Source organism: Vibrio sp. 10N.247.310.24, from assembly GCF_041467175.1.
In the GTDB taxonomy this organism is placed as follows: domain Bacteria; phylum Pseudomonadota; class Gammaproteobacteria; order Enterobacterales; family Vibrionaceae; genus Vibrio; species Vibrio tasmaniensis_A.
The window spans coordinates 107,509-132,095 of the sequence record NZ_JBFSUD010000002.1; the positions used below are offsets into that span (position 1 = coordinate 107,509).

General features: G+C 44.5%; 20 protein-coding genes. 18 read left to right on the forward strand and 2 right to left on the reverse strand.

The genetic code is table 11. The annotated features are described in order from the left end of the window. The first annotated feature begins 62 nt into the window (after positions 1-62). The 13 genes from pilM (at position 63) to AB6E08_RS01180 (ending at position 14,684) form a co-directional block, all read left to right on the forward strand. Positions 63-1,088 carry a type IV pilus assembly protein PilM gene (pilM, locus tag AB6E08_RS01120; protein WP_371707577.1) on the forward strand — a complete coding sequence of 342 codons (1,026 nt, stop codon included), beginning with the start codon at positions 63-65 and terminating at the stop codon, positions 1,086-1,088. Beyond that, positions 1,072-1,686 carry a PilN domain-containing protein gene (locus AB6E08_RS01125; protein ID WP_371707578.1) on the forward strand — a complete coding sequence of 205 codons (615 nt, stop codon included), beginning with the start codon at positions 1,072-1,074 and terminating at the stop codon, positions 1,684-1,686. The genes pilM and AB6E08_RS01125 overlap by 17 nt, the downstream gene beginning before the upstream one ends. Beyond that, positions 1,679-2,290 (forward strand): type 4a pilus biogenesis protein PilO, encoded by a 612-nt coding sequence (locus AB6E08_RS01130; RefSeq protein ID WP_009848904.1) that lies wholly within the window; start codon positions 1,679-1,681, stop codon positions 2,288-2,290. The genes AB6E08_RS01125 and AB6E08_RS01130 overlap by 8 nt, the downstream gene beginning before the upstream one ends. Further along, positions 2,277-2,795 (forward strand): pilus assembly protein PilP, encoded by a 519-nt coding sequence (locus AB6E08_RS01135; RefSeq protein WP_372064573.1) that lies wholly within the window; start codon positions 2,277-2,279, stop codon positions 2,793-2,795. Before AB6E08_RS01130 ends, AB6E08_RS01135 begins: the two co-directional genes overlap by 14 nt. 35 nt (positions 2,796-2,830) lie before the next feature. Beyond that, positions 2,831-4,549: a type IV pilus secretin PilQ gene (locus AB6E08_RS01140; RefSeq protein WP_102250580.1), complete on the forward strand. Its 1,719-nt coding sequence runs from the start codon at positions 2,831-2,833 to the stop codon at positions 4,547-4,549. A 176-nt stretch (positions 4,550-4,725) separates the two neighbouring features. Beyond that, complete coding sequence (aroK, locus tag AB6E08_RS01145) at positions 4,726-5,244, forward strand: shikimate kinase AroK (protein WP_009848907.1); 519 nt, start codon at positions 4,726-4,728, stop codon at positions 5,242-5,244. Positions 5,245-5,268: 24 nt separating this feature from the next. Further along, entirely contained in the window at positions 5,269-6,357 is a 1,089-nt protein-coding gene (aroB, locus tag AB6E08_RS01150) for a 3-dehydroquinate synthase (RefSeq protein WP_009848908.1), read from the forward strand. A 79-nt stretch (positions 6,358-6,436) separates the two neighbouring features. Continuing rightward, the gene (locus AB6E08_RS01155; protein WP_372064531.1) at positions 6,437-7,954 is read left to right on the forward strand and encodes an SPOR domain-containing protein; all 1,518 of its coding nucleotides are present in this window, start codon (positions 6,437-6,439) and stop codon (positions 7,952-7,954) included. A gap of 69 nt (positions 7,955-8,023) precedes the next feature. Continuing rightward, positions 8,024-8,872, forward strand: coding sequence for a Dam family site-specific DNA-(adenine-N6)-methyltransferase (locus AB6E08_RS01160; RefSeq protein ID WP_048605377.1), 849 nt, complete (start codon positions 8,024-8,026; stop codon positions 8,870-8,872). Positions 8,873-9,073: 201 nt separating this feature from the next. Further along, the gene (gene rpe / locus AB6E08_RS01165; RefSeq protein WP_010435263.1) at positions 9,074-9,748 is read left to right on the forward strand and encodes a ribulose-phosphate 3-epimerase; all 675 of its coding nucleotides are present in this window, start codon (positions 9,074-9,076) and stop codon (positions 9,746-9,748) included. Between the two features lie 102 nt (positions 9,749-9,850). Next, positions 9,851-10,537, forward strand: a complete 687-nt coding sequence (locus tag AB6E08_RS01170) for a phosphoglycolate phosphatase (RefSeq protein WP_017061120.1) — start codon at positions 9,851-9,853, stop codon at positions 10,535-10,537. Positions 10,538-10,687: 150 nt separating this feature from the next. Next, positions 10,688-11,704 (forward strand): tryptophan--tRNA ligase, encoded by a 1,017-nt coding sequence (gene trpS / locus AB6E08_RS01175; protein ID WP_016796005.1) that lies wholly within the window; start codon positions 10,688-10,690, stop codon positions 11,702-11,704. 385 nt (positions 11,705-12,089) lie between these two features. Beyond that, positions 12,090-14,684, forward strand: a complete 2,595-nt coding sequence (locus tag AB6E08_RS01180) for an ExeM/NucH family extracellular endonuclease (RefSeq protein ID WP_372064529.1) — start codon at positions 12,090-12,092, stop codon at positions 14,682-14,684. Between the two features lie 212 nt (positions 14,685-14,896). Here AB6E08_RS01180 and AB6E08_RS01185 read toward each other — a convergent pair whose 3' ends face one another. Then, positions 14,897-17,383 (reverse strand): EAL domain-containing protein, encoded by a 2,487-nt coding sequence (locus AB6E08_RS01185; protein WP_371707584.1) that lies wholly within the window; start codon positions 17,381-17,383, stop codon positions 14,897-14,899. A gap of 349 nt (positions 17,384-17,732) precedes the next feature. On the opposite strand from AB6E08_RS01185, the gene AB6E08_RS01190 reads away from it, so the two are divergent. The 5 genes from AB6E08_RS01190 (at position 17,733) to AB6E08_RS01210 (ending at position 23,602) form a co-directional block, all read left to right on the forward strand. Then, entirely contained in the window at positions 17,733-18,311 is a 579-nt protein-coding gene (locus AB6E08_RS01190; protein WP_009848915.1) for an aminodeoxychorismate/anthranilate synthase component II, read from the forward strand. Between the two features lie 465 nt (positions 18,312-18,776). Then, positions 18,777-19,988 carry an aspartate aminotransferase family protein gene (locus AB6E08_RS01195; protein WP_012604934.1) on the forward strand — a complete coding sequence of 404 codons (1,212 nt, stop codon included), beginning with the start codon at positions 18,777-18,779 and terminating at the stop codon, positions 19,986-19,988. A 107-nt stretch (positions 19,989-20,095) separates the two neighbouring features. Further along, positions 20,096-21,115: an arginine N-succinyltransferase gene (astA, locus tag AB6E08_RS01200; protein ID WP_029223756.1), complete on the forward strand. Its 1,020-nt coding sequence runs from the start codon at positions 20,096-20,098 to the stop codon at positions 21,113-21,115. Positions 21,116-21,154: 39 nt separating this feature from the next. Further along, positions 21,155-22,612: a succinylglutamate-semialdehyde dehydrogenase gene (gene astD / locus AB6E08_RS01205; protein WP_012604932.1), complete on the forward strand. Its 1,458-nt coding sequence runs from the start codon at positions 21,155-21,157 to the stop codon at positions 22,610-22,612. A gap of 198 nt (positions 22,613-22,810) precedes the next feature. Beyond that, entirely contained in the window at positions 22,811-23,602 is a 792-nt protein-coding gene (locus AB6E08_RS01210; RefSeq protein ID WP_017096559.1) for a DUF1338 domain-containing protein, read from the forward strand. 184 nt (positions 23,603-23,786) lie between these two features. Here the strand turns inward: AB6E08_RS01210 and crp are convergent, their stop codons facing one another. After that, complete coding sequence (crp, locus tag AB6E08_RS01215) at positions 23,787-24,419, reverse strand: cAMP-activated global transcriptional regulator CRP (protein ID WP_004729651.1); 633 nt, start codon at positions 24,417-24,419, stop codon at positions 23,787-23,789. Positions 24,420-24,587: the final 168 nt, after the last annotated feature.

Here is a 24,587-nt window from a genome sequence, read left to right on the forward strand (position 1 = left end):
AACTAATAATCACAACCCCTAGATAATCAACGAAATGCTTGGCACTTCAGGAGCTAGGTCACATGGGTTCATCATTAATTACAGGTATAGATATAAATCATCACAGCATCAAAGCCGTGGTACTAAAACCCGTGGGGGAGTTGTATGCCCTAGTGGGATACAAAGAGCTGCCGATTTCGGACGACATTTTTACAGCTAACCATACTTTGGAGTATCAGAAAACTGTTAAGAAACTTAAAGAACTTAGGAAAGGACTGCCTTTTGGCTGTCGCAACGTCGCCATTTCGGTACCCGATAACACGGTGATCAGCAAAGTACTGCAAATAGAGAGTGATTTAGAAGACAGAGAAAAGGAGTTTTCTATCTATCAAACCTTTGCTCATCAATCTCCCTTTCCTATCGAGGAGCTGAGTTTAGATTTTGTAAAGCTGGAAGACAAACGATTTGGTAAAGGATCGACAAGTAGCTATCAGATATATGCGACTCGTAAGGAAGTTGTAGACAGTCGAGCGGATGCTTTAAATAAAGCCGGATTTAAACCTGTTGTCATCGACACCCAAGCACATGGTCTGCTCAATATTTGGCAGTTGGCTTCACGCCTTTATCCTGAAAAAAGTAACTGGTTGCTGGTGGACGTGGGAGTTGACCAAACGTCGTTAGGCATTATCCCGCAGGATTCAGCACCTTTCTATAAAGACATCGCCTTTGGTACTCAAAATCTTCGCGGTACTGACAGCCCGAGTTATACAGAAGGTGTTTTCGGCAACGCAGAGGACACACATCGGTTTATTGTTAATTTGGTTGAAAAGCTTAAGCGACAGTTGCAACTCTATTCCTCAGTGAATGCACTTGAGCCGATATCCGGGATCTGGCTGATGGGCGAAGGAGCCAGCATTCCGATGGTGGCTGAAGATCTAGAGCGCCATTTTCAGATGAGTTGTGAATCGCTCAATCCTTTATCGTTATTTGAGAACAAGGTGGCGAAGCGGCACCAACTGCCGATGAACTGGCAACATTTCGGCATTGCCGCGGGTATGGCGATGAGTGGACTCAAGTGGCAAGGAGAGAAGCATGTTGCATCAAATTAACCTGCTGCCGTGGCGTGATGAGATTCGCGCTCAGCACAAGAAGCGTTTTATTCACCTAGTCATTCTTGGCGTCATCATTGCACTTACAGGGCAATGGGCGGTTGGTCACTATTTTCAAGATCAACAAGCCAAACAGCAAGCTCGCCTCAATTATCTTAATCAATACATTGCCGAGCTCGACCGACAAATTCAATCGTTAAAAGTTGCAGAGCAAGAACATAAAGCGATCCTGACTCGACTTGATGTGGTGGAATCCTTACAGCTTGGCCGTAATAAGACCACCGACTTTATGAATCTAATGCCGGAGCTGATTCCTGAGGGCGTGTATGTCGACAAGATAAAGATGAATGGTCAGGAGATTGAGATGGCAGGTATCAGCGACAGTACGGCTCGCCTCGCCACAATGTTGGACAATCTAGAGCGTTCTGATTCTCTAGAAGGGGTCGAGATGCACTCTATTATCCATAACCGAAAGCGCTTCAATAAAGAGTTTCAGACCTTCAAGGTCTCTTTTGTGTTTAGCCCTGTTTCTTTAGAAAACACAACCGCAGAGAGCGCAACCGCGAGCAGAAAAGAGAAGGGGACAAATCATGGCTAACCTTAAAAGTAGGATTAGCTGGCAAGATCTCGATGCTGATGAGATCACCGAATGGCCGTTGTTGCCCCAACTGCTCGTTATTCTGTTGCTGATGATATTAATTCAAGGTGTTGGGACTTGGCTGTATGTACTGCCTTTAGACGATGAACTGCAGCAGATGAAGCAGCAAGAGCAGACTTTGAAAGCAACGTTAAGGATAAAAGCGAACAAGGTTGCGGCTTTGCCTAAGCTTCAGAGTCAGTTGGATGAGCTAACCAGTCGCTACGACTATCTGTTAGAACAGTTGCCAGTTCAAAAGGAGCTCGCCAGTATGTTGGCCTCAGTGAATGAACTTGGTTTGGATAATGCGCTAACCTTTACGCGCATTGATTGGGGGCAAAAGCAGAACAAGGAATTCCTCTATCGGTTACCCCTCAATATTGAGCTAACCGGTGATTATCACGAGATTGGCGATTTCTCCGCAGCCATCGCGAAACTGCCGCGCATTATTAGCTTCGATGATGTGAATTGGCAGCGAGTCAGTCAAGAAAGTAGCACGCTACATTTCAGGGTTCGAGCTTACACCTATCAGTTTAAATCGGAGGTGAATGATGAAATTCAGTAGCGTCCTTTTGTCCCTATTGTTACTGCTTGTGCTTTCAGGCTGTAAATCCAATCAGGATTCGTTAGAAGACTTTGTAGTGCAAGTTGAAGCTAAGGCGAGAAAAGAGGTAGAAAAACTTGTCCCAGAAACGGATTTCTTGGCCGCAACTTATCAACGCCACGCCTTTCGTCCTCCCTTTGAACTTCCTAAAGAAGCCATCGTACAAAATCAACCCTTGGTGAAGAAAGACTGTTGGCAGCCGAACGCCCGTTCTCGTATAGGCAAGTTAGAAAAATACCCGCTGAGTAAGCTGCGTTTAAGAGGCGTAATGGGCAGTGGAACAAGCGTTTCAGGGTTAGTACAAACCCCAAAAGGGAACGTGGTCAATGTGAAAAAAGGTCAGTTTATTGGCTTAAACAATGGTCGAGTTACTAAGGTGACGAGCCAGTATGTACAGATTAATGAAACTCTTCCAGATGGTTTAGGTTGTTGGCATAAGCGCAACGTTAGGCTCGCTCTGAAGTAAACCAATGTCACATGATGTGGATATGAGATGTAAATATGATTAAAGGAATAAGTGGATTAGTGAGCAAGGCTCTACAAGGTTTTGCTGTGTCTGTGATGTTGGTGGTTAGCGTGTTCAGCTATGCCGAGAGCTTGCCAAATCAATTGGAAAATATTGATTTTAGGGTCAACAAGGAGAAAGACGCCGTCATCATTATCGAATTGGCAACCAGCACTGCTGTGGTGGATGTTCAACGTGCTCAGGAAGGTTTAAGTATCGAGTTACTCAATACTCAGGTGAATGACGATAAGCTTTACCTCCTGGATGTGAAGGACTTCGCGACCTCAGTTGAAGGTATTGAGGTGTATAAGGAAACGCCCAGTACGCGATTGTTGGCAACGATCGCTGGTAACTATCAATATGAATACAACTTAAAAGGTCGCTTTATTGAGGTAATGATCAGTAGGCCTACTATTGATGAAGTGACAATAGAGAAAAATGTTTTAGAAAAAGAAGGCAAGGTGATATCGATTAACTTCCAAGATATCCCTGTACGTAATGTTTTGCAGCTTATTGCTGATTACAACGATTTCAATCTCGTTGTTTCTGATTCAGTCACGGGTAATCTGACTTTACGTTTAGATGGTGTGCCTTGGCAGCAAGTTCTCGACATTATCTTGCAAGTTAAGGGGTTGGATAAGCGTGTTGATGGCAACGTTATCTTGGTGGCACCTAAAGCTGAGCTCGACCTTAGAGAGCAACAAGCGCTAGAGAAATCTCGTTTGGAAGAAGAGCTAGGTGAACTCAAGTCGGAAATCATCAAGATTAACTTTGCCAAAGCCACCGACATTGCCGACATGATTGGTGGGGAAGGGGCGGTAAGCATGTTGTCCGAGCGAGGCTCGATTACCATTGATGAGCGAACTAACTCCCTGTTGATCCGTGAATTGGAAGAAAACATTGCGGTGATACGAGGTATTATTGAATCGCTAGACATTCCCGTGAAGCAAGTTCAGATAGAAGCACGTATTGTCACTGTTACTGAGGGTAATCTTGATGAACTAGGAGTGCGTTGGGGCGTTTCCTCGACCAACGGAAGCTTCAAAGTTGGCGGCTCGATAGAGGGCAACCATCCATCGCAAATTACACCGTATGACGATAATGGTGGGAATAGTGCGATTGACGATTTCCTCAACGTTAATTTAGGAGCAACTTCCCCGAGCGCGTCGAGTATTGCGTTTCAGGTAGCCAAGCTGGGTTCTGATACCTTGCTTGATCTTGAATTGTCAGCACTGCAACAAGAGTCGAAAGCAGAGATTATTTCTAGCCCACGCTTAATTACCACCAATAAAAAACCCGCTTATATTGAGCAAGGTACTGAAATCCCTTATTTAGAGTCTTCTTCAAGTGGTGCTACTTCAGTCGCATTTAAGAAAGCGGTATTGAGTCTCAAGGTGACTCCGCAGATCACACCCGACAATCGTTTGGTATTGGATTTGAGCGTGACTCAAGATAGGCCGGGGCAAGTGGTGAAAACCGGCACCGGTGAAGCTGTCGCTATTGATACGCAAAGAATTGGAACGCAAGTACTTGTTAATAATGGTGAAACGGTCGTGTTAGGTGGTATTTTTCAACACAGTGTGAGCAGCCAAGTTGATAAAGTTCCACTGTTAGGAGACCTTCCTGTTCTTGGCGCATTGTTCCGTCGTAGCTATGAAAATGTAGGCAAAAGTGAACTACTTATTTTTGTTACACCTAAAGTTGTGATTCAGTAATGAGCAATTAGATTAAAAATAAAGTTGCATTAGTGGCACCTAACCTTGATAATTTCGGGTCTTATCACGAATTATCTGTGAGGAATCGGTGCCACGGGCCTTTTAATTTCAGTACTTGTACTGACCTACCTTGTGGCGATGTCATTGAATTAACGTTGTAAATTACTGCTAAAAACATGGCTGAGAAACGCAATATTTTTCTTGTTGGCCCAATGGGCGCCGGCAAAAGTACAATTGGTAGACACCTAGCTTCCCAACTTCATATGGAGTTTCTAGACTCTGACACTGTGATCGAAGAGCGCACTGGCGCAGACATCGCATGGGTTTTTGATGTTGAGGGCGAAGATGGTTTCCGTAAGCGCGAAGAATCTGTAATCAACGATCTGACAGAAGAACAAGGTATTGTTCTTGCGACAGGTGGTGGTTCAGTGCTGAGCAAAGAAAACCGTAACCGTCTATCTGCACGAGGCATTGTTGTATACCTAGAGACAACAATTGAAAAGCAACTTGCTCGCACTAACCGCGACAAGAAACGCCCTCTACTTCAAACAGACAACCCGCGTGATGTGCTAGAAGATCTAGCTGTATCTCGCAACGCACTATACGAAGAAGTGGCGGACTACACAGTTCGTACTGACGACCAAAGTGCAAAAGTGGTAGCCAACCAGATCGTAAAAATGCTAGAAGAACGTTAAGTTCATTTTTCGGAGAGCAAACCCATGGAACGGATTACGGTCAATCTAGCTGAGCGTAGCTACCCTATCTCTATTGGCGCCGGGTTATTTGAAGACCCGGCGTACCTTTCTTTTTTATCAGGTAAGCAGAAAGTTGTTGTTATCAGTAATGTGACAGTAGCGCCTCTTTATGCTGATAAAATTTTATCGCTATTGGATCAAGTCGGCTGTCAGACATCTCTTTTAGAGTTGCCAGACGGTGAGCAATACAAAACACTTGAAACGTTCAACTCAGTGATGAGCTACATGCTTGAAGGAAATTACAGCCGCGATGTGGTGGTGATTGCTTTGGGTGGTGGTGTTATCGGTGATTTGGTCGGTTTTGCTGCCTCTTGCTACCAGCGCGGTATTGATTTCATTCAAATCCCGACGACCCTTCTTTCTCAAGTGGACTCCTCTGTGGGTGGTAAAACTGCAGTGAACCATCCCCTTGGCAAGAATATGATCGGCGCTTTTTACCAACCAAAATCTGTCATCATCGATACTAACTGCCTATCAACGCTTCCAGAGCGTGAGTTTGCAGCGGGCATGGCTGAGGTGATCAAATACGGCATCATTTACGATGAAGCCTTTTTTGGCTGGTTGGAACAGAATCTAGAGAAACTGTATCAACTTGATGAAGACGCACTGATTACCGCGATTGCTCGTTGTTGTGCAATTAAGGCTGAAGTGGTTGCTATCGATGAAAAAGAGTCAGGAATCAGAGCGTTATTGAACCTAGGTCATACATTTGGTCATGCGATTGAAGCAGAACTAGGCTATGGTAATTGGCTACATGGTGAAGCTGTGTCGTCAGGCACTGTAATGGCAGCAAAAACCGCCCAATTACAGGGACTGATTTCTCAGCAGCAACTTGAGCGAATTATTTCTATACTCAAGAATGCGAAACTACCAATCCATACGCCAGAAAGCATGTCTTTTGAAGACTTTATGAAGCACATGATGCGCGATAAAAAAGTGCTGTCTGGTCAGTTGCGTCTGGTATTACCAACAAGTATTGGTACTGCTGAAGTGGTTGCTGATGTACCTCAAGACATCATTAAACAAGCGATTGATTTCTGCCGTACTCTTTAAATTCGGTTGTGAGGTTGCCTAGCTAAACTCTAGGCAACTCAAGCGCTTTACAGATCGAACTTATCAGTAGGGATCCCCAATGAGTTTGGCTCATGATTTAAGAGTATTGGAGTTAGAGTCTCAAGTTGAGTTGCTAGAGCGTTTACAGCTTTTAACTAACTTTGGTTCAAACTTTGTAAATGTTGCTGGTAAAACGGGTTCTGGCCGATCTTGGTTAGCTCAGCGTTATCTTGAAGCATGGTCGACAGAAAAAAATCAGTGTTTACTGCTTTGTCACCCAAGCCAAGACGATCAACAGCGCCGCGCACTTATTCTTAGTCAGATTGTTTCTGCCCCACTCTTTAATCAACATGATTCTTTATCTGATAGCCTTGCTAGGTTGCTGGATGGAGATACGTGTAATGTGCTTATTGTCATTGATGACGCCCACCGACTGTCTGAGCTACTGGTATCAGAATTATGGATGTTGGTACTTGAATCTCAATCAAACCCTCAATGGACGATTAATATCGTTCTGTTCTCGCAACCTGGCCACTTAGATACGTTATTAACGCGTTTGAGTTACGGTCAGCAACACAAGCCTATCGATCTTGAGATCGATGACCTTTCGCAACCAGAAGCTGAACATTTCTTTGAATCACTGGTGATTCGATATGTTGATGATGAGTCTGAAACTCGCGTGCGACGTGCGTTTAATAAAGCGCAACCTCTGCCCGGTGAGTTAATGGCTTTAGGAGAATTGAAAGTGGAAAAAAGGATTATTATTCGCTCAATTATTGGCTCACCCATCAATATCTCGATTGTGGTGGCCTTGCTGTTGATTTTAATTGGTGGTGGTTATTGGTGGATGTTCAGTCAACCAACACCAGACGATAAAGCGCAGTCTCTTATCGCACCGATTGAACAGACGGCTATTCCAACCTTTGAAGTGGAAAGCGGCACTGAACAAACTGGTGTTGATGGATCTATTGATTCTGAAGCTGAAACCGACATGAGTTACCAAGGTGCCGATGATGATAGTTCGTCTCTGCCACCGACTGTCGTTGAAGATACCGCGAGTGTTGGAGAAGTCGAACAAGATCAGCAGCGTGTTGTGATCACCTCTGATGTGGTTGATGCCTTGCTTGATGATAAACCTGAAAGCGCTGATACCAGTACGATTGATGCTGCTGTTGAAGAAAACACAGGTGCAGCGGTGAGTTCGCAGTCAGATGCAGACAAAGTGGAGTCACAGCCTTCAACTGATGAAACAGCAGACCTAACCCAGTCCACACCACCGACGCAGAAAATCACATTCTCATTTTCTCGCGAAGAGTTACAAGCTATCTCTCCGCGAGCTTATACTTTGCAGTTGAGTGCGATGACCTCATTGGACGACGTCCAATCTTTCATTGAAGAGTATGACCTTGAGAACAAGGTTCGTATTTACCCAACACTTCGCAACGACACCAAGTGGTTTATTATCACTTATCAAGATTACCCAACGATTCAAGTGGCGAGAGACGCGGTAAGTGCGTTATCAAAACCCCTTCAACAGTTGGAACCTTGGGCAAAATCGATGAATCAAGTGCATCGAGAGATAGAACGTGCGAAATAACCCTGAGCTTAGCCTCAAAATATGTTACATTCCGCAGCCTTATTTTTGAGTTGATAGATAGAGCAGTAAATGAAAAAGCAGCGTGCCTTTCTAAAATGGGCTGGTGGTAAATATGGCCTAGTTGAAGACATCCAACGTCACCTGCCACCTGCTCGTAAATTGGTAGAACCGTTTGTCGGTGCCGGCTCAGTATTTCTGAATACTGACTTTGAACAGTACCTGCTTGCAGATATCAATCCCGATCTTATCAACCTGTACAACCTGCTTAAAACCGATCCTGAAACTTATATCACGGAAGCGAAGCGCTGGTTCTGTCCTGAGAACAACCGTAAAGAAGCCTTCTTAGATATTCGCGCTGAGTTCAATGGTACAGATAACGTCATGTATCGTTCGTTGGCTTTCTTGTATATGAACCGATTTGGCTTCAATGGCCTATGTCGTTACAACAAGAAGGGCGGTTTTAACGTTCCATTTGGTTCTTATAAAAAACCTTACTTCCCAGAAGCTGAGCTGGAATTTTTTGCCGAGAAAGCGAAAAAAGCCACCTTCGTCTGTGAGGGATACCATGAAACCTTTAGCCGCGCGCGCAAAGGCTGTGTGGTTTACTGCGATCCTCCATACGCACCACTGTCGAACACGGCAAACTTTACCTCTTACGCAGGTAATGGCTTTAGCTTAGATGACCAAGCTGCACTGGCGGATGTTGCTGAAAAAGCAGCGATGGAACGCGGTATTCCTGTTTTGATTTCAAACCACGATACGACGTTAACTCGTCGCTTATATCATGGTGCGGAGTTGAACGTGGTTAAGGTGAAACGTACCATCAGCCGTAATGGCGCTGGCCGTAATAAAGTTGATGAGCTATTGGCGCTTTTCCATAAAGAGAAAAACCAGCAGCACGCATCAGCGGAACAGTAATGGTCAGAATATCCGCCAAACTCATTAAATTGAGTGACCAACGGATACTTTCTTAAACTAATCTTTCGAACTGCTAGGATCTGCTTAGGTGCTTAGGTAGAATTGCACACCAAATAGTCTTGGGATTGAGTCTTGTATTTGTGTATGAGATGTCACCAAGGCGGTGATATTCGCAATTTACTCACTCTTAAGAGGTTTGGTATGAAAGATTTTCTAATCGCTCCATCGATTTTGTCTGCAGATTTTGCTCGTCTTGGTGAAGACGTAGAAAAAGTACTCGCAGCTGGTGCTGATGTTGTGCACTTCGATGTGATGGACAACCACTACGTACCTAACCTGACTTTTGGCGCGCCTATCTGTAAAGCGCTGCGCGACTACGGTATTACGGCTCCTATCGATGTTCACCTTATGGTTAAACCAGTGGACAGCATCGTGCCTGAGTTTGCTAAAGCCGGCGCATCAATGATTACCTTCCACGTTGAAGCATCAGAGCACATCGATCGCACTCTACAGCTAATCAAAGAGCACGGCTGTAAAGCGGGTGTAGTTCTTAACCCTGCAACGCCGCTTTCTTGCCTAGATTACATCCTAGACAAAGTAGACATGATTCTACTGATGTCTGTGAACCCAGGCTTCGGCGGTCAATCTTTCATTCCTCACACGCTAGATAAACTACGTGCTGTTCGTAAGCTAATTGACGAATCAGGCCGTGACATTCGCCTTGAGATTGATGGCGGCGTGAAGGTGGATAACATCCGTGAAATCGCAGAAGCGGGCGCAGATATGTTCGTTGCGGGTTCAGCTATCTTCAATCAACCAGATTACAAAGAAGTGATTGATGAGATGCGTGCAGAGCTTGCAAAAGTAAACGCATAATCGTAAAACTACAGATAGATTGAATATTAAGGGGCTAATTTGCCCCTTTTTTACGTCTTATAGCTCAACTCATAAGACGAACATAATAAATAGGAAAGTAAGATGTCATTAAGCTCAATAAAACTGATCGCCTTTGATTTGGATGGAACCTTGTTAGACAGCGTGCCTGATTTGGCCGTTGCTGCTGACCAAGCTTGTCAGGAGTTGGGCTTCCCTTCAGTGAGTGAAGAACAAGTTCGCGACTACGTAGGTAATGGTGCTGATGTTCTTATCGGACGCTCACTCAGCCGTAACCTGACGGTTGACCCAAGCCTAGAGCCAGAACTACTAAAAAAAGCGCGCATCCTGTTTGATGATTTCTACGAGCAAGGCGGTCACAAGCTCAGCCACCTTTACCCATCGGTTAAAGAGACGTTGGCTGAGCTGGATAAAGCGGGTTTCACTATGGCGCTGGTCACCAACAAGCCTTCGAAGTTTGTACCAGACGTTCTGGCGCAACACGGTATTGATAAGTACTTTGTTGATGTGTTGGGTGGCGACTCTTTCCCAGAGAAAAAACCGAACCCAGTCGCGCTGAACTGGTTGCTAGAAAAGCACAATGTTAAAGCGGAAGAGATGCTGATGGTTGGCGATTCAAGCAACGACATTAAGGCGGCTAAGAATGCAGGCTGTCACTCGTTTGGTCTGACTTACGGTTATAACCACGGCGAGCCGATTTCAGCATCAAACCCTGACTATGTCGCGGATAACGTCGCGCAATTACTAGATGTCGTTCTAGTTTCAGCATAAAGCGGACAAAAGTTAGCTAACCTACTAGCAAAATACTTATCAATGAGTACACTGGATGAGCCGTACAGAAGAGCTGTGCGGCTTTTCTATATTTAAGTTAAGAAGCTAAGCGTTCAATAAACTTAGCGAATAAGCAAAGGAATTAAAACCATGAGCAAGCCCATCGTATTGAGTGGTGTTCAACCATCTGGTGAACTAAGTATCGGTAACTACTTGGGTGCTCTACGTCAATGGCAACAGATGCAAGATGATTACGATTGCCAATACTGTGTTGTAGACCTTCACGCAATTACGGTTCGCCAAGACCCGAAAGCACTGCATGAAGCGACTCTAGACGCACTAGCAATCTGTCTTGCTGTCGGTGTTGATCCAAAGAAGAGCACGCTATTTGTTCAGTCACACGTACCAGAGCATGCTCAACTTGGTTGGCTTCTTAACTGTTACACGCAAATGGGTGAACTGAGCCGTATGACTCAGTTTAAAGATAAGTCTGCACGTCACTCAAACGACGTAAACGTAGGCCTATACGACTACCCAGTGTTGATGGCTGCAGACATCCTGCTTTACGGTGCTCACCAAGTACCTGTAGGTAGCGACCAGAAACAACACTTAGAGCTAGCGCGTGATATCGCAACTCGCTTTAACAACATCTACGGTCCTGAAACGCCAATCTTCCAAGTACCAGAACCTTACATTCCAACAGTGAATGCACGTGTAATGAGCCTACAAGATGCGACGAAGAAGATGTCTAAGTCAGATGATAACCGTAAGAACGTGATTACTCTGCTAGAAGAGCCTAAGTCGATCATCAAGAAGATCAACAAAGCGCAAACCGATGCAGAAACACCACCACGCATTGCTCACGATTGGGAAAACAAAGCGGGTATCTCTAACCTAATGGGTCTTTACTCGGCAGCGACGGGTAAAACGTTCGAAGAGATCGAAGCGCAGTACCAAGGCGTTGAAATGTACGGTCCATTCAAGAAAGACGTAGGCGCAGCATTAGTTGAGATGCTTGAGCCTATTCAAGCTGAATACCACCGCATCCGTGCTGACCGTGCTTACATGGACGCAGTAATGAAAGCCGGTGCTGAAAAAGCCTCTGAGCGTGCTGCAGTGACACTGAAAAAAGCATACGAAGCAGTAGGTTTTGTTACTCGTCCATAGGGTGAACTAACACAACTCACTTGAGAATTTGAGCCCAAAGTAGCTTCTGTTTACTTTGGGCTTTTTAATGCCCATTCCATTTACCTTCCTCGAAAACCCCTTGTTTGAATTGATAATTTACGCAGTATCTGACTGGCATATCCATCATGTTAATGCTGTGAAGGTGATCTTATTCAGCACTTCTGGGCTTTATAAATTCATACTCATTTCTATATATGTTGGAAATATATAACGTGCCAAATAATTGATGATTTCAAAGTGATAAGTTCCTCATTTTCTTGCCAACTGACTTATTCCTTTCATAAATAAACCTGATAGTTACCACAAAATACATGACTGCCCATAGATGGCAGTGACTATAACTCGATGAACTCAGGTGAAACGGATGGCTCTTTTACACAAACCTTCATTGCTAGCAGTGGCAATTGGTAGCTTGTTAACTACAAGCGCACACGCTGATTTGTTTATTTCACAATATGTGGAAGGCGGCAGCTATAACAAAGCGGTTGAGATCGCCAATAACGGCGATAGCAGCATTAGTTTAGATGGTTACTCATTGGCGAAATCTGCCAATGGCAACGGATCATGGGGTGCCACTTTACCTTTAGATGGCCACGTTTTAGCACCCGGTGAAGTACTCGTGGTCGCACATTCTAGTGCGAGTGATGAGATTAAAGCTCAAGCTGACATCATTAATGCCTCTATCGCCAATCATAACGGTGACGACCCGCTGGCTATCTTGAATTCAGACGGCTCGGTACATGATGTTGTTGGTTTGATGGGCGATGTGGACTGGGGCAAAGATGTTACTTTGGTTCGTGCGACACAAACACCTTCTGCGACGTTTGATGCTTCACAATGGGTATCGCTACCCAAAGACAGCATTGAAGGCCTAGGTTCACTAGACAGTGTTGAACTGCCAGAAGCGTTCACTTGTACACAAGATGGCTCTGACCCAGTATTCACCACCATTCAAGAAATCCAAGGTGAAGGCGCAACATCGCCATTCATCGATGGCTACCCGTACATCACCGACGATGAGTACTTCGTCAAAGGTGTGGTAAGTGCGGTAACAACAGGCCTAACCAAAGGCTTCTACTTGCAAGCACTTGAGGATGATTTCAACTCAAGCACTTCTGAAGGCCTATTTATTCATACCAACCAGTCGAGCTCAGAACTGGCTGCGGGCGACGTTGTGTGTGTGAAAGGCAAGGTTCAAGAATACTACAGCCACACTCAGCTAAAAGTTGAAAACAACCAATGGCTAAAACAGGGCGAGCAGCAGGCACCTGAAGCAACGGCGATAGAAGCGCTAGACAGTGATGAGAACTTCGCTGCAACGCTAGAACGTTACGAAGGCATGTTGGTGAAAACAACCGAAGCACTAGACATGCGTGTGACGCGTACCTTTGGTTATGACTACGCAGGTCGTCGTAACAACATGGTACTGGCCCATGAGCGTATTAACATGCAGCCGAACCAGTTATCTGCAGCTGGCTCTGAAGATGCGAAACAACAAACTAAAGATAACGCAGACCGTCGTCTTTTTGTTGAAACCGATCAAAAAGCCGGTGACGGACAAGTTCCTTTCTATCCGGACTTTGGCCGTACCGATATTGACCAAGATGGTTCAACAGAAGACTATATCCGTATTGATGACACCATTGTTGGCCTAGAAGGCGTGCTGACCTACAGCTACGGCGAGTATCGCTTAGTGACAACCAACCAGATCTCGGCTGAGAACTTTGTACGTAATGACCCACGTACTGACAAGCCTGATATGGATGAAGGTGATCTACGTATCGCGACCTTCAACGTATTGAACTACTTTAACTCTCCATTTGGCGGTGACGCGAACCAACACGGCAACAACCGTGGCGCGAACACCATCACTGAGTTTGAGATGCAGCAAGAGAAGATTGTGAACGCGATTCTTCGCTTAGATGCAGACATTATTGGCTTGATGGAAATTGAGAACAACGGTTTTGGTGAAGGCTCTGCCATTCAGCAGCTTGTAAACCAACTGAATGATCGCATTGAGCGTAAGAAAGACCGCTATACCTTTGTGGCTGTCGATTCGAACGAAGATGGCGTAACCGACGAGATGGACTCGATTGGTACTGACGTTATTACAACAGGTGTTATTTACCGTAAGAAAGTGGTTAAGCTTAAAGACCGCCGTGTTATCGCGATGCCAAGCCAACAAGCGCCAGAGGTGTTAGACGATTCTGGCAAGGTGATTGAAGACGGTAAGAACTATCAACGTGACTCATTGGCGCCAACTTTTAAAGTCAAAGGCACTAAAGAGAAACTGACCGTTGCGATTAACCACTTTAAATCGAAAGGTTCTAAGTGTTGGGAAGATGCAGCACCAGTTGAACAGGGCGGCCAAGGTGGCGTTGATGCCGATAAGCAAGGTTCATGTGAGAACTTCCGTGTTGCTGCGGCAGTTGCATTGGGTGAAGCGCTAGACGGCATCAAAGGCCATAAAGTGATTCTGGGGGATATGAACTCGTACGGCATGGAAGATCCAATGCTGGTGCTAACCGATTACTCGGAAGAGAAATACGGTAAGCAAATCAAAGCGGCGCGCAACACCTACATTGACGGTGTCGAGCAGTTTGGCGATAACGGTGCGGTGATTACTAAGAACTACGGCTACATTAATGCTGTGGCTCAAAAGCACCCAGACAGCTGGAGCTACTCATACAATGACGAAGTTGGCGCTTTGGATCACCTGTTGATCAGCGACAGCCTGAAAGACATGGTGGTGGATGCGACTGACTGGCACATCAACGGCGGTGAATCGAAGTTGCTTGATTACAACGAAGAGTTCAAAGGTGATCTGCCGAAGTACCAAGATCACTTCCGTTCATCGGATCATGATCCGGCAGTTCTTGAGCTTAAAGTCGGTGGTTCGTTTGGTTTCGGTGCACTGATGTCATTGTTTGGCTTAGCAATGTGGCGTCGTCGTAAGTAATAAGGCTTTTTGAGTCATAATAAACCGCTACCTATAGGTAGCGGTTTATATTTTAGCTACTCATTGATACCAATCGTAGTAAATAACTGTTCACCCTAGCTTGTTAAAAATCTAGATAACGTCGTTAGATTTTTTGATTGTAGAATAACTACTTATCAAAAAAATCCGCCTTGTTCTCAAGCTTTTTTCCTGCGCTATTTTTGAACACTTACTTACTGTGATTGGTATGATTCCATCTTTTCAAGGTCGTATTGGCGTATTTGTATCGCTTTTTCCAGTGATACCGGTTTTGAAAATAAGTACCCTTGGACAATGTCACATCCATATTGTTTAACATATTCTAGTTGTTCAATGGTTTCGACACCTTCAGCGACGGTTCTTGTTCTTGTAGACCGCCCAATTGCGACAATGCTTTTTAATAGTTCATGAGCGGTATTCGATTCTGAAAGTTGCCAAATAAAGCTACGATCTATTTTAATTTCATGAATAGGAAGTAATGACAAATACTTCAACGAAGAGTACCCAGTACCAAAATCATCTAAGGCCAAGTGAAACCCTTTACTACGAAGTTGATACGCAACTTTTGCTACCTCTTCCGGATTTTTTAGCATGATGCCTTCGGTGGCTTCTAGGCATATATGGGATGGGTTTATACCGTAGCGCTCTGTTATTTTAATGATATTTTCAGCAAAGTTTGTTTCACCAATTTGAACTGGTGATAAGTTCAGTGCCAGTAAAATAGGAGCATCGTCTGGAAAATCGAGTTCTGAATACTGTTGGTAGGCTAATTCAATAAGATACCAACCTAATGCGCGTATGTGACCACTGACTTCAGCGACGGAGATAAATTCATCAGGGTAAACGTTACCCAATGTTGGGCTTTTCCATCGAGCTAGCGCTTCGATTCCCCATAACCTTCCAGACTGTAAGCAATACTGAGGCTGATAATCTAAATAAATTTCTCTTCTTTCTATAGCGGTAAGTAAATTGTCTTCAATCAGAAACTTACGTTGATTTTTCGCAGAGGTTTTTGATGAGAAAATAGCACAGTTTGCTTTGCCTTCTGATTTCACAGAATGGAGCATAATATCAGAGCTTGCGAGTAACTCATCGACAGTGCGCCCGTGATCGGGATACAAGGCGGCACCTAAGCTAAAACTGATATCAAATTCATGCTCAAAGCATTGATACTTGGTCGCAAGTTCATCATGAAATAGTTTCATGACGCTTTCTGCCTGTTTTAGGCTGTTTAGAGCAGGGAAAGTAACAATAAATTCATCACCTCCGAACCGGAACACTTCTGAAAAATTAGGGCATACTTTTTTAAGCGTTTGAGATATCTGTATTAAGAGTTCGTCTCCAACACTGTGTCCGTAGTAGTCGTTGATGTTTTTAAAGTTATCTACATCAATAAAACAGACAAGAAATTTATCGTCATCTGATTGAGTTTTGGCCAGCTCTTTCTCCATATAGACTTCAAAAAAGTGTCGATTAAAAAGCCCAGTCAGTTGGTCATGATTAGCAAAGTGTTTCAGCGTGCTGTTTGCAGTACAGAGCTTTTCAAAGTCAGATTGAATTTCAGCTTGATAAGATTCAAAGCGACGAGAAACTAGAGTGCTTACATAATATGAGAGTAGTCCGACTAATAGAACGACTATGCTATACATGAGTGCTAAGCGATTGAGCTCATCATTTCTTTTTTCAATCAACTCGGCATTTTTTTTAGCAACAAGTCTTTCTAATGCAGTGACACTAAAGCTCGCGCCTATCGTCCAGCCCCAAGTACTATTTTTGATGACATAACTAAGGTTTTCTAACGAGTGATTGTCGGCAGCTAAGTGTCTAACATAGACATCCGATTGTTCCAACAGCGCGACTGCTTGAGTGCGGAAGTGTATGTTTTGAATGTTATGGATATTAGTGTCAATAAAGCTAGGAGTGGTATGAGCCAGCACATCGCCTTTAGTGTCGATAACGTAGAAGTTACTCTGTTGACCAATTTGAAGCTGACTTAACCATTCGAGCACGTCACTTTGAATGTCTGCCTGGACATCTGTAATAAAGTCACTCGTACCTATATACCAATTATATGGCGAGAAATTAACGATATAGCCGATTTTTTCATACTGCTTTGCGAATGAATTCGGTTTTAGAAACCACCATTTATGAAAGCCTTCTTTTTCTTCAATCGCTTTTTTTGTTAATTCCTGAGCAACAAAGTGTCCTTTAGCATCTTGAAATTCCCATTTAGAGGCTCCTTGCATACTAGGAAAAACAGGGTGAAAAATAACAGTTCCATCATGGTGATAAATAAAAGGGTAACCACGACCGTCATTGAATCTGTAGTTTTTCAAACTCGAACGAACCAAGGTTGTAAACTCTTGTTCACTTAATTGTGGGTTGTCCTTGTACAGTTGATTTAGTATGGAGTGAGTGCGGAGAGTATGAGTTTTTATACTGTCGCGTAGTGTGGTTATTGTTGTTTCTTCTAAGTAGTTGAGCTGCTTGTTGACATAGCTGACTTGAGATTTTAAATAGGCTTTTTTTTCTTCAACAATATCGGACTCTATGTGAGTGATTTCTTGATTGGTTCGTCGATAACTATCATTGACCGATAACGAAAAGACGATAATAGAGAATAGAGCCACAGTTATAGTCGGTATGTAACGAATTAGGTAGACGAGCTTGTTCTCTTTCATTTTTCTATTAAAGGTCAGTAAATTCACGCTAATGATAACTCAAACAATTATTCATTGAGTTGTTATTTTTCACAAAAAAAGAACCATGTCATAAAAAACCCGCAACTTATAAGGTTTTAATTTTTATGGGAACTTTGGCAGGGATGGGAGACATCTATGTCTTGAGAAGACTAAGTGGATCACTCTGGCTTCATTGCCAGTAACGTTTATGTATTTGTAGTGTAAAGTTATCAGGGCAGCGAAAGCTGATTTTCTTTTTATCATTTTCACTTGCCTTTCTTGCTTTATATTGCACAATACCGCCCCTATATCTCCCAATCCTTTAGTATTTAGCAAACGATTTCGACCCATGTTACTTATCATCGATAACTACGACTCTTTTACCTATAACTTGTATCAGTATTTCTGTGAGTTAGGGGTAACTGTAAAAGTTGTTCGCAACGATGAGATTGATATTGCGGGCATCGAAGCGCTAAATCCTAGCCATTTAGTTATCTCGCCAGGTCCTTGTACGCCTGATGATGCGGGAATCTCTCTACAAGTCATTGAACACTTCGTGGGTAAGTTGCCGATCTTAGGTGTGTGCCTTGGTCATCAAGCCATTGCCCAAGTCTTTGGTGGTGAAGTAGTGCGAGCCAGACAAGTGATGCACGGTAAAACCTCCCCAATCCGCCACAATGGCAAGAGCGTTTTTCAAGGGCTTAATAACCCTCTAACCGTGACACGTTACCATTCTCTAGTGGTGAAAAATGGCACGCTACCAGACTGCTTTGAATTGACCTCTTGGACGGAATTTGAAGATGGCAGCATGGATGAGATCATGGGGTATCAACACAAAACCTTACCGATTGATGCCGTACAATTTCACCCTGAGTCGATTAAAACAGAGCAAGGACACCAGCTTCTCGCTAACTTCTTAGCACGCTGAGTGTTTAAATTTGACTCTTTCTGCGTCTAAATAAGCCAGTTAAACCTGTTACCCCATTCGTTAAGCGTTTAAATTCGGGCGCTACGCGTCTCTTACTCCTCTGACGCCGATCACTTTTTATAACATTTCTCTCTCTTCAGGCTAAGTTTTTAGCCTATGCAAAATTATTCGCCTTATTTCGTCTCGAACCCTATATACCGCAATGCCAGTAAGGGTTTGCTATTGCTGATTATGCGTTTAGGTAAAAAAAGCTTCATAAAACAGATTGATTGATGCATAAATAGTCATAGGTAGTGACGTTTAGCTGGTTGTTAGGGATGGCTAAAGAATAATCTACTATTGAAAACGTTAATTAAATGTAAATATAATGCTGCGGCGGGATTATGGCGAGAGAAAATATCTTTGTCTCACTTATAAACCAGTACGCTTATTTGCGAAGCTTGCGGTATCGAGAAGGAATGTACGATGACAGTGGAAAAAAAAGTAGAACGTAGTCTGTTTAATGAGGTGATGGTGCCTTGTTATAACCCAATGGAAATGATCCCAGTAAAAGGGGAAGGCGCACGCGTTTGGGACCAACAAGGCCGAGAGTATATCGACTTTGCTGGTGGTATCGCTGTGAGCTGTTTGGGTCACTGTCACCCAGCAATGGTTAACGCAGTTACTGAGCAAGCAAACAAAATTTGGCATTTAAGTAACGTAATGACCAACGAACCTGCATTACGTCTAGCGAAGAAGCTAACAGACGTATGTTTTGCAGAAAAAGTATTCTTTGCCAACTCTGGTGCAGAAGCGAATGAAGCAGCATTGAAGCTAGCTCGTCGTTGGGCAGCGGATGTTCACGGTCCTGAGAAGTCTGAAATCATTGCATTCAAACAAGGTTTCCACGGTCGTACTTTCTTTACTGTAACTGTGGGGGGGCAAGAGGCTTACTCTGATGGCTTCGGTCCTAAACCGGGCGATGTAACTCACCTGCCTTACAACGATATTGCAGCGCTAGAAGCGCACATCTCAGATCGCACATGTGCAATCATGATGGAACCTTTGCAAGGCGAGGGCGGTATCATCTCTCCAACATCTGAGTTCGTGAACACGGTTCGTGAACTTTGTGACAAACACAATGCGCTGCTTATCTTTGATGAAGTGCAAACAGGTAATGGCCGTACGGGTAACTTTTACGCTTACCAAGGCCTAGGTGTAACACCTGATATCCTAAGCACTGCGAAATCACTAGGTGGTGGTTTCCCGATCGGCGCAATGCTAACAACGTCTGAACTTGCAACACACCTAAAAGTGGGTACGCACGGTTCGACTTACGGTGGTAACCCACTGGCGTGTGCCGTTGCTGAAGCCGTTGTTGACGTAGTAAGCCAACCTGAAACGTTGGCTGGCGTGAAAGAACGCGAAGCACTATTCCGTGATGGTTTAGCTAAGATTAACGACAAATACCAAATATTCAGTGAAGTTCGCGGTAAAGGCCTATTGCTAGGCGCTGCGCTTAATGAAGCATGGCAAGGTCGTGCTCGTGATGTACTAGTAGCAGCAGGTGAACAAGGCTTGATGGTACTGGTTGCGGGTGCAAACGTGGTTCGTTTCACACCATCACTGGTTATCACTACACAAGAAATTGAAGAAGGTTTATCAAAACTAGACAAAGCCATCGCTACGCTAGTTTAGCCTGAGCGGCGTCATAGGAATGATCGCCATTAGAGCGATCCCATGACGTACTGCTAAAGGCCCAAGATTCTCGTTTTGGGCCTGTTTTGCATCTGGAGGGAATATTGATGCTAGTTGTTCGCCCAATAAAATTATCTGATTACGATGCGTTGCATACCTGCGCGGTTGAATCTGGTCACGGATTCACATCTCTTCCGGTTAACGAAGAACTGTTAACCAACCGTATTACTCACTCTGAATACAGCTTTGCTAAACAAGACGTGACTGAACCTGGTGATGAAGGCTACCTAATGGTTGGCTTTGATACCGAAACCGGAGAAGTCGCAGGTACCACAGGTATCGAAGCCTCAATTGGCTGGGATGTTCCGTTTTACTCTTACCACATCAGCAAAGTGGTGCACTCATCGCAAAAGCTTGGCGTGAATAACGTCGTGAAGCTACTGACTTTCGGTAATAACTACACCGGATGCAGTGAGATCTGCACACTGTTCTTGCGTCCAACTTTCCGTGGTGGATTGAATGGTCGTTTGATGTCGAAGTGTCGCTTCCTAATCATGTCTGAACACCCAGAGCGTTTCTCGAAAACGATTTTTGCTGAGATGCGTGGTGTATCGGATGCGGAAGGTAACTCACCTTTCTGGCAATGGCTGCAAGAGCACTTCTTCTCAATTGATTTCACGCTTGCAGATTACCTAACTGGTATCGGTAAGAAAGGCTTCATTGCTGACCTAATGCCAAAGCTGCCTATCTACGTGAACCTACTGAGCAAAGAAGCTCAGGCGGTGATTGGAGAGGTACATGATAATACACGCCCAGCACTTAAGTTGTTGGAACGTGAAGGTTTCACTAACCGTGGTTATGTTGACATCTTTGATGCAGGCCCAACGGTTGAGTGTGATCTAAGAAATATTGAATCAGTGCGTCATGCGATTCGAGCTCAGGTGAAAATTGCAGAGCACTCCAGCTCTAAAGACTTCCTAATTGGTAATACCTCATTTGAGAACTTCCGCGCAGTAGCCGCGAAAGGCGCGTATGACCAAGCAAGCGACACAGTGATTTTATCATCTGAAGTAGCAAGCGCTCTTGAAGTAAAAGAAGGCGAATTCGTTCGCATGTTGGCTCAATAAGAGCGGCGATTATCTGTCGAAGATTTTAAGGATAGAAGTATGACTCAGTGGATAGCAGGACAGTGGGTGGCAGGTCAAGGCGACGCCATGACATCAGTAAGCCCATACAACAATGAAGTCGTGTGGCAAGGCGATAGTGCAACACCAGCGCAGGTTGAATCTGCAGTAGCAGCGGCTCGTGATGCGTTCTTAGTTTGGAAGAAACTGAGCTTTGCAGAGCGTGAAGCCATCGTGTTGAACTTTGCTGAGAAAGTAAAAGAGAACAGCGAAGAGATAGCACAGATTATTGCAAAAGAGACGGGTAAACCGATTTGGGAAACTCGTACTGAAGCGGGCGCGATGGCGGGCAAGATCGCTATCTCTATTCGTGCATATCACGAACGTACTGGTGAAGCTTCACGTGAAGCGGCAGGTAACCAAATCGTACTGCGTCATCGTCCATTAGGCGTTATGGCGGTATTTGGCCCTTACAACTTCCCAGGTCATCTGCCTAATGGTCATATTGTTCCAGCACTGCTATCGGGTAATACCGTGGTATTTAAGCCGTCAGAGCAGACACCTTGGACTGGTGAGTTTGCGATGAAGCTATGGCAAGAAGCTGGCCTTCCTGCTGGCGTGATCAACCTAGTGCAAGGCGCTAAAGAGACAGGTATCGCACTAGCCGATGCTAAAGGTCTTGATGGCGTGCTATTCACGGGCAGTGCTAATACCGGTCATATCCTTCACCGTCAATTCGCAGGTCAACCGGGCAAGATGCTGGCGCTAGAGATGGGTGGCAACAACCCGATGGTGATCAGTGACCAATTTGGTGATGCTGACGCGACGGTTTATACCATTATCCAATCGGCTTTCATCAGTGCTGGTCAACGTTGTACATGTGCGCGTCGTTTGTATGTTCCTGTTGGCGAGAAGGGTGATCAACTGCTCGATAAGCTCGTTGCGGCTACCTTGAAGATTCGTGTTGATCAGCCATTCGCTGAACCTGCACCTTTCATGGGACCACAAATCTCCGAAGCTGCGGCTAAGTTCATTCTGGACGCGCAAGCTAATCTGCAATCACTCGGTGGTGTAAGCCTAGTTGAAGCAAAAGCGGGCGAAGCGGCGTTTGTTTCTCCGGGGATTATCGATGCAACCAACATTGCTGAGTTGCCAGATGAAGAGTACTTCGGTCCATTGCTGCAAGTGGTTCGTTACCAATCGCTCGAGCAAGCGGTTGAGCTAGCTAACGACACTCGTTTTGGTTTGTCTGCGGGTCTTGTATCAACAGATGATTCTGAATGGGAATACTTCGTTGATCATATCCGTGCGGGTATTGTTAACCGTAACCGTCAGCTAACAGGCGCAAGTGGTGATGCACCATTTGGTGGCCCGGGTGCTTCGGGCAACCTACGCCCAAGTGCTTACTATGCAGCGGACTATTGTGCTTACCCTATGGCTTCAATGGAAGGTGGCGAAACTCAACTGCCAGCGACATTTAGCCCAGGTATTGAGCTGTAGTTTTAGGCTCATTCGTTAAGCTTGAAATAGGGAGGTGGTGTTATCGCTTCCCTGTTCCACCACGTCCGACACCTAGATTGGGCGGTAGATAATAATAGAACAAGTATGTCACAGGCTGATGGCTGCTGACTCTATGTCCAGCCTCTCCCTTTCTAATCCAAATTACTAGCTTGCTAGAACCTCTGACAAGGAGTCACCATGACGCCCGATCTACTCTTTAAATCACTATGGAATGATTACATTCACAGGCTTTGTCCATCGGCTGAGAAAGTGCATCACTTGCTGAAAGAAGATGAAGCTCTGATTAATGATCACATTGCACTGCGTACTTTCAATGTTGCACCGCTAGGTATTGAAACATTGGCTAAACCTTTCCTTGAATTAGGTTACAAGGCGTGTGGCGATTACTTATTTGAGAGCAAGAAGCTAGTGGCTAAGCACTACGAGCACCCAGATCCAAACCAACCAAAAGTGTTCATTAGTGAGTTGAAGGTAGAAGAGTGTTCAAGTGACCTGCAACAGATCGTTGCTAAGTTGGTTGAGCAAGTTGACGCAAGTAAGCTTCAAGGTCATGAATTCTTGTTTGGTGGTCGTCTTTGGGATTTGAATTTCGCAGATTTCCAAGTACTAGCAAAAGAGAGTGAATATGCTTCTTGGCTCGCAGCTCATGGCTACGGTGCAAACCACTTTACGGTGAGTGTGAACCAGTTAAATAAGTTCCATGAAGTGCAGGCCGTGAATGACTATCTGAATGAGTCGGGATTCACTATCAATGCGTCAGGTGGTGAGGTGAAAGGCTCTCCAGAGGTCTTATTAGAGCAATCATCAACCATGGCAGACAAAGTCCCAGTTTCATTTGTTGAAGGCAATGAGATGATTCCTGGAGGCTTCTATGAGTTTGCTAAGCGTTATGCGGTGGCCAATGGTGAGCTTTATACCGGATTTGTTGCGGCATCAGCTGACAAGATCTTTGAAAGCACCAACGGTTAAAGAAAGATACGAGCACGGGCTTTGCCCTAGAGGTGCGGGTACGCTTCGCTTCGAGATACTTTAGAATAGTGAAGTCCGATTTCTAACTTTGCTTCCCGCATCTGTTCTCTAGATATTTAGAAAACAAAAAAGCCACCAAATTCGCATTTGGTGGCTTTCAAATTTTTGGCTCAGTTAATCGAGATTAACGAGTGCCGTATACCACGATAGTCTTACCGTGTGCAGAAATTAGGTTCTGCTCTTCTAGCATCTTCAAGATACGACCTACGGTCTCACGAGAACAACCAACAATCTGGCCAATCTCTTGACGAGTGATCTTGATTTGCATGCCGTCAGGGTGAGTCATTGCATCTGGCTGTTTTGCTAGGTTTAGTAGCGTTTGAGCGATACGACCTGTTACGTCAAGGAACGCTAAGTCACCAACCTTTTGGCTAGTTACTTGTAGACGGTTTGCCATTTGCGCTGAAAGACGCATTAGAATATCTGGGTTCACTTGGATAAGTTGACGGAATTTCTTGAAAGAAATCTCAGCCACTTCACAAGGAGATTTTGCACGAACCCATGCAGTACGCTCTTGGTCTTCTTCGAACAAGCCAAGCTCACCGATGAAGTCGCCTTGGTTTAGGTAAGAAAGAATCATTTCCTTACCTTCTTCGTCTTTGATAAGAACTGCCACAGAACCTTTAACGATGTAGTACAAGGTTTCTGCCTTTTCACCAGCATGAATCAAAGTGCTTTTTGAAGGGTACTTATGAATATGACAGTGTGAAAGGAACCACTCTAATGTTGGATCGGTTTGGGGTTTACCTAGAACCATAATATCTTACTTCCTCTGCAGGGTATGCTTGCCGCTTTCCATATTTTAGCTAAGCCTGAATTGACCTAGCTAGGATAAGAGCACTCGTTGAGTGCTGCAAGCTATCTTGTGTTTCGTTTAAGAATAGTATCCTTTTTCAGGTACTATTTCTTGATTTTAATCGTGACC